Origin of the sequence: Microbispora sp. NPDC046933, assembly GCF_040644635.1 — a bacterium.
Lineage (GTDB): Bacteria > Actinomycetota > Actinomycetes > Streptosporangiales > Streptosporangiaceae > Microbispora.
The window spans coordinates 183407-192505 of sequence record NZ_JBEYWW010000017.1; the positions used below are offsets into that span (position 1 = coordinate 183407).

Here is a 9099-nt window from a genome sequence, read left to right on the forward strand (position 1 = left end):
TCAGTCGGAGACAAAGCGGCCGAGGCCACGCAGGACCTCGGCGGCCTGGGTGACGACGGAGTCGATCAGCTCCTCACACGAGGGCAGGTCGTCGATGAGCGCGACGACCTGGCCGGACGCCATCACGCCGAGGTCGGGGCGGCCGTCCACCATGGCGGCCTTGAGCAGCATCGGGGTGTTGGCCGCCATCAGCACCTGTGACCAGCTCAGCTCCTTGCCGTGCTTCATGGCCAGGCCGTCGCGGATCATGGCGGGCCACGACATGCCGGAGATCGTCTTGAAACGCGCCGCGTTGCGCACCGCCCGGACCAGGCCGGACACCGTCCCCGACCGCTCCAGCCCGTCCACCAGTTCGGTGCGCAGCACCCTGTGCGGCATCCCGTCCACCTGGTGGGTGACGACGGTCTCCGACATGCCGAGGTAGGTCCGCTTCACCGTGTCGGGCACCGAACTGTCGGCGGTCAGCAGGAACCGCGTGCCCATCGCCACGCCCGCCGCGCCGTACGCCAGGGCGGCGGCCAGGCCGCGTCCGTCGAAGAAGCCGCCCGCGGCGATCACGGGGATGTCGACGGCGTCCACGACCTGGGGCAGCAGCAGCGTGGTGGCGACCGCGCCGGTGTGGCCGCCGCCCTCGCCGCCCTGCACCAGCACGGCGTCGGCGCCCCAGGCGGCGACCTTCTCCGCGTGCCGCCGGGCGCCGACGGACGGGATCACCACGATCCCGGCGTCCTTCAGCTTCTCGATCAGCTCCCGGCGCGGGGCCAGCGCGAACGAGGCCACCTTCACCCGGTTCTCGATGAGGAGGTCGACGCGCTCGCCCGCGTCTCCGGCGTCGGCGCGCAGGTTCACCCCGAACGGCGCGTCGGTGCGCGAGCGGACCTCGTCGATGGCGGCGGCGAGCCGGCCGACGGTCATCGTGGCCGAGGCGAGGATGCCGAGGCCGCCGGCGTTGGCGACGGCGGAGACCAGCCGGGGACCGGCCACCCAGCCCATGCCCGTCTGCACCACCGGGTGGCGCACGCCGGTCAGGCGCGTGAGCGGGGTGTCCAGCGTCGGCCCGATCACGCCTTCACCTCCCGGTCGCGCAGTCCCTCCGGGTCGAGCACCTCGCGGATGAGGCGCAGCTCCTCGTCGGTCGGCTGCCGCGTCTCCGGTACGTCGCCCTCGATGACCAGGTCGAAGCCGGTGGCCGCCCGCACCCGCTCGACCTCGACGCCGGGATGCGTCGAGAGCAGCCGCATCGAGCCGTCGGGGGTGCCGAAGTCGAACACGGCGAGATCGGTCACCACCCGGCGCAGGTCGTGGAAGCGGGCGGCCACCGGGCCCAGCGCGGCGGCGCGGTCGTGTCCGACGCCGCTGACCACGTCCACCTCCGGCACGAACACGCGGGTGGACTGCCTGGGGATCCAGTAGCTGGTCGGATTGCAGATCGTGTTGCCGGGAGCCCCGCGCACGCCGAGGAGCTGCGACTTCGGCCGCGTCCAGTCGCCGATGGCCGAGATGTTCGTGTTGCCGTGTCCGTCGATCTGGGAGGCGCCCATCATCACGTGCCTGCGCCCGTTCTGCACCAGCCACAGGTGCTCGCGGAACGGCAGCCAGCCTTCCACCGCCCCGGCGGGGGCGCCGAACGGCACCGCCTCGGCGGTCAGCAGCGCGCCGCCGTCCGTGGTCAGCAGACCGGGCTCGAACGTGAGCCGGGCCAGCCGGGCGCCCAGGATCGAGCAGGTGCCCATCGCCGCCGCCAGGATCTCGCCGTCGCCGCGCCACGCCTCCGCGCAGGCCACAACGCAGACCTCCGCCCGGGTCGCGCTCATCGCCCCTCCTCCTCACGCCACTGCTTCACGGCCTTCCGGTAGGCCGCCTCGTCGCCGGACAGGAACCGCTCCGCGAACGCCGCCCACGCCTCCGGGTCGGCCGCCGAGGCCGCGTAGTGCCGCTGGAACGCCTCGTCGCGGCCCTCTCCGCAATCGGTGAAATGGGCGCCGTCCGGGGTCTCCACGACTCCGGCGACGTGCATGCGGCTGACCAGGAGCGTCTGCGGCGGGCCGCCCAGTTCGCCGGGCTCGACCATCCGGTCGCAGGACACGAAGCACCGCCCGGCCGCCTTGGCGAACAGGTCGTCCATGTACGGATCGGGGCCGAGGTAGCGGCCGTTGCCCCGGGTGTCGGCCACGTCCATGTGCACCAGCGCCACGTCCATCGTGAGCGCGGGCACCGCGACCAGTTCCTCCCCGTCGCCGTACGGCGAGCGGACCGTGCGCAGGCCGGGGTTCACCCGCATGACGTCCGAGCCGAGCCCGGCCCGCGTCGGCAGGAACGGCAGCCGGTGCGCCGCCGCGAGCAGGCCGAACATGAACATGCCCTCGTCATACTCGGTGAACTCGACGGCCCCGCGCTGCCGGGCCGCCCGGAAGTGCGGTTCGAGGGCGATCGAGTCGAGCGTCACGAACGGGGCGACGACCCGGCGCACCTTGCCCGCCGCGCAGAGCAGGCCCACGTCCGGCCCGCCGTACGACACGATCGTCAGGTCCGTCAGCGCGGACCGGCAGACGGCCCGCACCAGCGCCATCGGCTTGCGCCGGGAGCCCCAGCCGCCGATGCCGATCGTCATGCCGCTCTCCAGCGAGCCGACGATCTCCTCGATCGAGGTGACGGCGCCCATCACCGGCCCCCTTCCGTGACGAAGGCGTCCCGGTGCCGGTCGCCCGCGCCCATGAGGTTGAGCTCGAACGTGAAGCCCTGCTCGAACCGGTAGCTGCGCTTGACGTCGACCGGGTCGATGCCGTTGAGCGACTCCTTGGCCCGCCGGATGACGTACGGGTCCTTGGCGGCGATCTGGGCCGCCACCTCCAGCGCCGCGTCGCGCAGGCGCTCGCGCGGCACGACCTCGAGCACCGAGCCGAACGCGTGCAACTCGGCGGCGGTGACGTTGCGGCATGTGTAGACCATCGCGCGCATCAGATGCTGGGGCACCAGCCTGGCGAGGTGGGTGGCGGCGCCGAGGGCGCCCCGCTCCACCTCGGGCAGGCCGAAGTAGGCGTCGTCGGAGGCCACCACGACGTCGGCGTTGCCGGCCAGCCCCACCCCGCCGCCCAGACAGAACCCGTGCACCGCGGCGACCACGGGGACCTCGCACTCGTAGACCGCCGCGAACGCCTCATAGCAGCCGCGGTTGGCGCCCACCAGAGCGTCGAATCCGCTGGTCGCCTGCATCTCCTTGATGTCCACGCCGGCGTTGAACCCGCGGCCCTCGGCCCGCAGCACCACGACGCGGGTCTCCGGGTCGCGCCCGGCCTCCCGTACGGCGTCGGCGAGCTCGAACCATCCGCGTACGGTCAGCGCGTTGACCGGCGGGGCGTCCATCACCACCTCGGCGACGCCCTCACCGTGACGGCTGGTCGAGATTCCCATACGTCACCTTTCCATCTAACATTTGTTAGAAATTACGCTAGCAGAGTGGGTCGCTCCGGGCGACGCCACTTGTCCGCTTGAAGGGGGACCGAGATGATCTGCAGGGACCGAGTGGCGATCGTGACCGGCGCGGGGCGCGGCCTCGGCCGGGAGCACGCGCTGGAGTTCGCCCGCCAGGGCGCGAAGGTCGTGGTGAACGACCTCGGGGTCAGCCTGTCCGGCGAGGGCGGATCGGCGGGACCGGCCGAGGAAGTGGCCGCCGAAATCCGCGCGCTGGGCGGCGAGGCGGTGGCCGACCGGTCCGACATCGCCACGGACGAGGGTGCGCGGCGGCTGGTGACGACCGCCATCGAGCGCTTCGGCCGCCTCGACGTGCTGGTCAACAACGCCGGGTTCCTCCGCGACCGGATGCTGGTCAACCTGTCGGAGGAGGAGTGGGACGCGGTGATCCGCGTGCACCTGAAGGGCCATTTCCTGCCACTCAAGCACGCCGGGCTGCACTGGCGGGCCGAGTCGAAGGCAGGCCGCCCGGTGGACGCGCGGGTGGTCAACACCTCGTCGGGCGCGGGCCTGCTCGGCAGCGTGGGGCAGAGCAACTACTCGGCGGCCAAGGCCGGCATCGTCGGCCTGACCCTGGTCGCGGCGGCCGAGCTGGGCCGCTACGGCGTGACCGTCAACGCCATCGCCCCGGCCGCCCGTACACGGATGACAGAGCAGGTCTTCGCGGAGACGATGGCCGCCCCCGGAGAGGGCGGGTTCGACGCGATGGCCCCGGAGAACGTCTCCCCCCTGGTGGTCTGGCTCGGCTCGGCCGAGTCGAAGGACGTCACCGGCCGGGTCTTCGAGGTCGAGGGCGGCCGGATCTGCGTCATGGAGGGCTTCCGGCACGGCCCGGCCACCGGCAAGGGCGCCCGCTGGGACCCCGCCGAGATCGGGCCGGAGGTGGCGAAGCTGCTCGGCCAGGCCGCCAAGCCGGAGCCCGTCTACGGCGCCTGATCCTCCCGTCGCGGGCTCCGATCTTCGCGAAGGCGTCCGCTGCTCAGCTGTCGCCGAACATCCGGTCCCTGTCACCGGCCTGCGCGAGGAAGGCCTGCAGCGCGGGGTTCAGCGACCGTTCCTCGTCGGCGAAGTGCGCGTTCATGACGGACTTGATCTCGTTGATCTTCGTGAGCAGCCGCTCCGGAGAGGACTCGCCCGAGTCGAGACATCTCTGGAAGTCGGCGAGGAGCCGCGCGAGCCGGCGGTGGTCGCGGGTGAGACGTTCGATCACGGGCCTCAGCTCCGGCATCTGCCGCAACAGGGCAGGAAAGAAGCTGTCGTCCTCGCTGCGGTGGTGGCTGCCCAGCGCGGCGCAGAAGGTGTAACAGTGGCTGCGCAGGTCGGGTTTGGACGCCTTGGCGTGCTTGCCGGAGCGGATGGACACCCTGGCCTGCTCCAATGCCTGCTCCAGCCGGTGATGGGCGTTCTGCAGTTCGAGGTCCCAGGCGTGGACGCGGTCGCGCGGCACTATGCGTTCCTCACTTTCTGTCCCTCACTTTCTGTCGTGCTTGTCGGCAGGTGACTCATCCGAGCCCTTACGGGCCTTTTCCTCGACGAGCAGTTCGGGCAGCTGCGACACCAGCCGCCGATGCCAGGCGATCTCAGCGCGCAGCCGGCTGACGCGGTGCCGCATCGCAAGGGTTTCCGCCAGGGTCAGGTACCGCGCGACCACCCGGGCGTGGGCTTCATACTCGGCGAGCATGGCTTCCAGGGACGCGATCCTGGCGTCGATGATCGCGGGCAGGTCGTCAAGGTGCCGCGGATCCAGCCGGGTGAGGACGAGGTCGAATGGATCGGGCTTGAGGACGATCTCGCGCAGCCCGCCCAGCCGCAGCGATGACAGCGCCTGCGCACCGGCGCCGGTGATCTGCCATACCTTGCGTTCGGGATACGCGCCGACCTGCTCGGTTCTCACCGCTTCGATCAGCCCCTCCGCGGCCAGGCGCTTGATCGCCCCGTAGAGCCCGCCGACGGTGATGTCGGTCCACATGTCGAGGCGCTCCTCCTCGAACAGGAGGCGCAACTGGTGGCCGTGCATGGGGCCGCGCTCGGACAGGGCGCCGAGAATGAAGATCCGGATCGATGACACACGACTACTCTCGCGCGAGTAAGCCCTTTGGGCAAGAGTGCCCGCGCCCGTCTACAGCGCCAGAGTCTCCCCGGCGAGCTGTTCGCCGAGGCCGGTGCGCCGGTATCGCAACCGGCGGCCCTCCCGTTCACCCGTCACCAGCCCGGCGTCCCTGAGCGTGGTCAGGTGGTGTGAGGCGGTCGCCGGGGCCAGCCGAAGGGCGGCGGCGACCTCCCCCGTGCTGGACGGCTCGGCCAGCAGGGCGAGCACGGCCGCACGGGTCGGGCCGAGCAGGGCGGCCAGCGCCGCCGGCGGCTCGGCCGGCACGGGCCGGTCCCACAGCCGGCCGTGGCCGCGCGGCGCGTACCACAGCGCACGCCCCGCCGGAGTGTCGGTCAGCGTGTACACGTGCGGGCCGGTGAACCCGGTCGGCAGCAGGGTGAGCGGGTGCCCGTCCAGGCCGAACTCGCCGTCCTTGGCGTACGCCAGCCGCAGCGCCTCACCGTCCCAGTCGAGCCTCGGGTGCAGGTCCGTCACCAGCGCCCGAGGCCCGCGCTCGGCGGCGAGCAGCCCGCGGCGGGTCAGCTCGGCCTCCGCGAGCGCGCGTAGCCGCGGCCAGCTCGGCGCGATCGCCAGCGTGAAATAGCGCCGGATCTCCCGCACCGTCTCGGCCAGCGCGCCCGCCGGGTCGGTGGAGAAGCGTTCGACCTCAGGCGGCGCGCCGTGCCCGGCCCAGGCCCGGTCCACCTCGGACGCGACCTGGTCGAGCGGGGTGGCGGCCACCACCCGCAGCTCCTGCTCCAGGGTCGGCCGGGTGATGGGCGGCGCCGGGGTGAGGAAGTCCGGCACGTAACCGGTGGGGCCCGGGACCAGCGAGTGGAGTGTGGTCAGGCTACGCAGCAGCGGCTCGGCCCGGGCCCGCCAGGACGCGGGGGCCAGCCGCGCGGAGCGGGAGCGCAGCGCGAGGCAACTGGCCACGACCTCCGCCATCGGGCTGTGCGCGAACCTGACCCGCAGCAGGTCGGCGGGGGCTAACTCGATCCGGATCACCCGTCCATTCGAGCATGCTCGAACGGTTAACGGAGAGCACCCCCCTGTTCCTACGGTCGGCGCATGGAATACACCCGTTTGGGGCGGACCGGCCTGCTCGTCAGCCGGATCTGCCTCGGCACGATGAACTTCGGCTGGCAGATCGGCGAGGACGAGAGCCACGCGATCCTCGACCGGGCGCACGAGGAGGGCGTCAACTTCGTCGACACCGCGAACATGTACGGCCGGGAGACCGGCGACGGCCTGAGCGAGCGGTTCATCGGCCGCTGGTTCGAAAAGTCCGGTCACCGGGACCGGATCGTGCTGGCCACGAAGGTGTACGCCCCGATGACCGACTGGCCGAACGACGGCGGGCTGTCGGCCCGTCACATCGTCGCCGCCTGCGAGGCGTCGCTGCGCCGCCTGCGGACCGACTGGATCGACCTCTACCAGATGCACCACGTGCAGCGGGACACGCCGTGGGAGGAGATCTGGCAGGCCATGGAGACGCTGGTCGTCCAGGGCAAGGTGCGATACGTCGGGTCGTCCAACTTCGCCGGCTGGCACCTCGCCCGCGCCCAGGCGGCGGCCGACCGGAGGAACTTCCTCGGCCTGGCCTCCGAGCAGTGCAAGTACAACCTGCTCACCCGGCACGTCGAGCTGGAGGTGCTGCCGGCCGCTATCGAGCTGGGGATCGGCATTCTGCCGTACTCGCCGCTGCACTTCGGCGCGCTGTCCGGGGCGCTGCGCAAGCAGCGCGAGGGCGCGGCAGGCCGCAGCGTCCTGCACGCCCCCGAGCGGGTCGAGCCGCACCGCGCGGCGATCGAGGGCTACGAGAAGCTGTGCGCCGAGATCGGCGAGGAGCCCACCACGGTCGCGCTCGCGTGGCTGCTGTCGCGGCCCGGGGTGGCCGCCCCGGTCATCGGGCCGCGCTCCCCCGGGCAGCTCGACCTGCCGCTGACCGCGCTGCGCACCGAGCTGTCCGCCGAGACCCTGGCACGGCTGGACGAGCTGTTCCCGCCCATCGGCAACGGCGGCCCCGGCCCCGAGGCCTGGGCGTGGTGAGGCTTCCCCCGGCCGTCAACCGGGCCCAGCCGAGGCGGGCCGTGGGCAGCTCGGGCGGTGACTGACCGCACAGGACGAGCGTTCGGCCGACGTGGCCGCGGTCATCGCATGTGTCGTCGCGGCCGCCTCACGCATTCTGCACTGCGACGAGGCATGGGCCATCCAGCTCGGGCTCCCCGTCCGCGCTGTCGGCGCCACCGGGACCTTCGTCGGGCCACAGGGCGTTGAAGCAGCACGACGGAGACATGGGGAGCCCCTGCCGGCGCTCGCCCGGTCGATCGTCGTGCCGAAGGCCACGATGCGCGTACCAGAGGTCGGGGTGTGCACGTGCGGGCTGGGGAACCCGGTCGGCAGCAGGGTGAGCGGGTGCCTGTCCAGGCCGAACTGCCCGTCCTTGGCATAGACCGCAGGCCGAGCCGTCCCAAGTCCGGTTAGTGGCTGGGTTCCGGCGCTCTGTCTCAGGCTGCTGGTCCCCGTCCTCGTCGTGGTCAGGCTCTCCCATGTGTTCCACGCCCTGCTCGACCTCCTGCCCGCTGCTCGCTAAGCCTGTAGCTCCAACAAATCGCGCCGCACGGTTGCTCATCGTGAGGTGGCCGGGAGAAAATTAAAACAGACTTTCGAATCCGGCGAGGAGGTGCCATGGATCTGTTCGGCTCCCATCCTGGGCACCCTCGTGATTCGAACAACGCCAACAATGCCAACAACGGCGACCAGGCCAACAGCGGCAACAGCGCCAACGGGGGCACCGGCGGCGACGGCGACTGGTGGGACCGGCTGACCGCCGGTTCGCCGTTGTGGTCGTCCGAGGGTTCGCTCGCCCGCGAGTACTTTCCGATCATCGACCCTGAGCTAGGGCAGCACGCGAGCCACACCGGCAGCGGAGCCCCAGATGGTGGGGTCACAGACGGTGAGGACGCAGACGGTGAGGCCACCAGCGACGGCGCGACCGGTGCCGGGAGGGCCGGCAGTGCCGGTGATGGTGCCGGTCGGGGCAGGGGCCGGTCGTCGTGGGTGCTGGTGGGTTCTCTTCGTGAGTCGGCGCAGGCGCTGGCGTTGGCGCCCTTGCCGGATTCGCCGGAGATCTGTGTGGCCGAGGCTGAGGAGTTGATGTTCGCGCGGGATCGGATCACCTGCGCGTTGGCTGAGCGGGTGGGGCGGGTACATCGGGCGGGGCAGGCCAAGCAGCATGGGCATGCCTCCACCCGTAGTTGGCTGCGTACGGCCGGGGGGATGAGTGTGGCGGGGGCGGGCCGCCTGCTGACCCTGGGCGTGGAGCTGGCCCGTCTGCCGGGGGTGCGGGAGGCGTTCGCCGCCGGGAGATTGTCCGCGGGGGTGGTGGAGGCGATCTGCACCGCCACCTCCCAGTTGACTGATGAGCAGGCCGGGCTGGTGGAGCCGATTTTGCTGGAGCTGGCGGGCAGGGCGGGCCCGGCGGAGGTGGCCAAAGCCGGGCGTTATCTGCGTGCGGTGCTGGACCCGGATGGGGA

10 protein-coding genes are annotated in these 9099 nt (G+C 71.8%); 3 read left to right on the forward strand and 7 right to left on the reverse strand.

What is annotated here, in order from left to right; all coding sequences use genetic code 11:
* Genes ABZ857_RS23490 through ABZ857_RS23505 form a run of 4 tightly spaced genes read right to left on the reverse strand, consistent with a single transcriptional unit; the run spans position 1 to position 3411 of the window.
* The gene (locus tag ABZ857_RS23490; RefSeq protein ID WP_357046238.1) at positions 1–1062 is read right to left on the reverse strand and encodes a nitronate monooxygenase; all 1062 of its coding nucleotides are present in this window, start codon (positions 1060–1062) and stop codon (positions 1–3) included.
* Positions 1062–1814: a CoA-transferase gene (locus ABZ857_RS23495; RefSeq protein WP_357046222.1), complete on the reverse strand. Its 753-nt coding sequence runs from the start codon at positions 1812–1814 to the stop codon at positions 1062–1064. The genes ABZ857_RS23490 and ABZ857_RS23495 overlap by 1 nt, the downstream gene beginning before the upstream one ends.
* Positions 1811–2662: a CoA-transferase gene (locus tag ABZ857_RS23500; protein ID WP_357046223.1), complete on the reverse strand. Its 852-nt coding sequence runs from the start codon at positions 2660–2662 to the stop codon at positions 1811–1813. The genes ABZ857_RS23495 and ABZ857_RS23500 overlap by 4 nt, the downstream gene beginning before the upstream one ends.
* Positions 2662–3411, reverse strand: coding sequence for an enoyl-CoA hydratase family protein (locus ABZ857_RS23505; RefSeq protein WP_357046224.1), 750 nt, complete (start codon positions 3409–3411; stop codon positions 2662–2664). Before ABZ857_RS23505 ends, ABZ857_RS23500 begins: the two co-directional genes overlap by 1 nt.
* Positions 3412–3504: 93 nt before the next feature.
* On the opposite strand from ABZ857_RS23505, the gene ABZ857_RS23510 reads away from it, so the two are divergent.
* The gene (locus ABZ857_RS23510) at positions 3505–4407 is read left to right on the forward strand and encodes an SDR family oxidoreductase (RefSeq protein ID WP_357046225.1); all 903 of its coding nucleotides are present in this window, start codon (positions 3505–3507) and stop codon (positions 4405–4407) included.
* Between the two features lie 43 nt (positions 4408–4450).
* Here the strand turns inward: ABZ857_RS23510 and ABZ857_RS23515 are convergent, their stop codons facing one another.
* Genes ABZ857_RS23515 through ABZ857_RS23525 form a run of 3 tightly spaced genes read right to left on the reverse strand, consistent with a single transcriptional unit; the run spans position 4451 to position 6568 of the window.
* Positions 4451–4918, reverse strand: a complete 468-nt coding sequence (locus tag ABZ857_RS23515; RefSeq protein WP_357046226.1) for a hemerythrin domain-containing protein — start codon at positions 4916–4918, stop codon at positions 4451–4453.
* Between the two features lie 24 nt (positions 4919–4942).
* Positions 4943–5539, reverse strand: coding sequence for a PadR family transcriptional regulator (locus ABZ857_RS23520; RefSeq protein WP_357046227.1), 597 nt, complete (start codon positions 5537–5539; stop codon positions 4943–4945).
* 51 nt (positions 5540–5590) lie between these two features.
* Positions 5591–6568: a metalloregulator ArsR/SmtB family transcription factor gene (locus ABZ857_RS23525; RefSeq protein ID WP_357046228.1), complete on the reverse strand. Its 978-nt coding sequence runs from the start codon at positions 6566–6568 to the stop codon at positions 5591–5593.
* 63 nt (positions 6569–6631) lie between these two features.
* Here ABZ857_RS23525 and ABZ857_RS23530 point away from each other — a divergent pair, with 63 nt between their 5' ends.
* On the forward strand, positions 6632–7612 hold the full coding sequence (locus ABZ857_RS23530) for an aldo/keto reductase (RefSeq protein WP_357046229.1): 981 nt from the start codon (positions 6632–6634) through the stop codon (positions 7610–7612).
* Positions 7613–8251: 639 nt separating this feature from the next.
* A partial coding sequence (locus ABZ857_RS23535) for a DUF222 domain-containing protein (RefSeq protein ID WP_357046230.1) occupies positions 8252–9099 on the forward strand: 848 nt, incomplete at its 3' end.

Bases quoted from the DNA above. Each gene is read 5' to 3' on its own strand.
- ABZ857_RS23500 (WP_357046223.1), bottom strand. From the start codon at position 2,662: ATGGGCGCCGTCACCTCGATCGAGGAGATCGTCGGCTCGCTGGAGAGC.
- ABZ857_RS23495 (WP_357046222.1), bottom strand. From the start codon at position 1,814: ATGAGCGCGACCCGGGCGGAGGTCTGCGTTGTGGCCTGCGCGGAGGCG.
- ABZ857_RS23510 (WP_357046225.1), top strand. From the start codon at position 3,505: ATGATCTGCAGGGACCGAGTGGCGATCGTGACCGGCGCGGGGCGCGGC.
- ABZ857_RS23530 (WP_357046229.1), top strand. From the start codon at position 6,632: ATGGAATACACCCGTTTGGGGCGGACCGGCCTGCTCGTCAGCCGGATC.
- ABZ857_RS23505 (WP_357046224.1), bottom strand. From the start codon at position 3,411: ATGGGAATCTCGACCAGCCGTCACGGTGAGGGCGTCGCCGAGGTGGTG.